This is a genomic window from Oleiphilus sp. HI0123 (assembly GCF_001635315.1).
Genome location: NZ_LWGE01000086.1, coordinates 1 through 727 on the forward strand (window position 1 = coordinate 1; position 727 = coordinate 727).

The following is a 727-nucleotide window of genomic DNA, read 5'->3' on the forward strand; positions in this document are numbered from 1 at the left end:
CCAGAAAAACGGCGCTCACCGTTGGGCATACACTACAACCGTATGCACTAGCATTCACTACACTGATAGCCGCGCAGGGGCGGAAGCGGAAGCGGAACATTGTTTCGGTGGTATCCTTGTTACAGTGGTAAACGGCTTTGTCTCTCACCGCCGATTAGTGGCTGATAAACATGGCGTTATCGTAGATAACGGCTCTGTATACTACCCTGACGGCACAGTAAAGGCGTACAACGATACATTCGAGCAGCGTCCGGTCATTGTATTAGGCGATTTGCATTGTGAAAAGATGTGCGATGATTCATGGAATCGTGCGCTAAACTGGCTGGAAGAAAACAACCCGCAACTAATCGTTGTTCATGACGCTCTAGATTTTATGAGCCGTAACCACCACAACCGCGAAGATTGGACTTTCTTATACAGCCAACAAAAACGTGCCGTTGTGGATGACCTAGCAGACGTTATCAATCGTCTGAACGAACTAGCGGAAATTGCGCCGCTATACGTTGTCGAGTCTAACCACGACCTAGCTCTAGACGGCTGGATTCGTGATAACCGTTTCGATGTTCGCAAAGACCCAATTAATGCGCGTACTTATCACGCCCTGAAACTTGCATACATCGACGCGCTAGACGCTGGCGAGTTCAACGTCACTGCAAAACTAGACCTAGCATTAAAGGCACTAGCTGACCAACTACCAGAGCTGTCTAGCCGTATTACTTTCGGTGTG

General features: G+C 48.7%; 1 protein-coding gene. It reads left to right on the top strand.

Annotated features, from left to right (window positions below):
* Positions 1–727, top strand: a 727-nt coding sequence (locus A3761_RS26525) for a hypothetical protein (RefSeq protein WP_197472692.1), incomplete at both ends; no start/stop codon positions are given.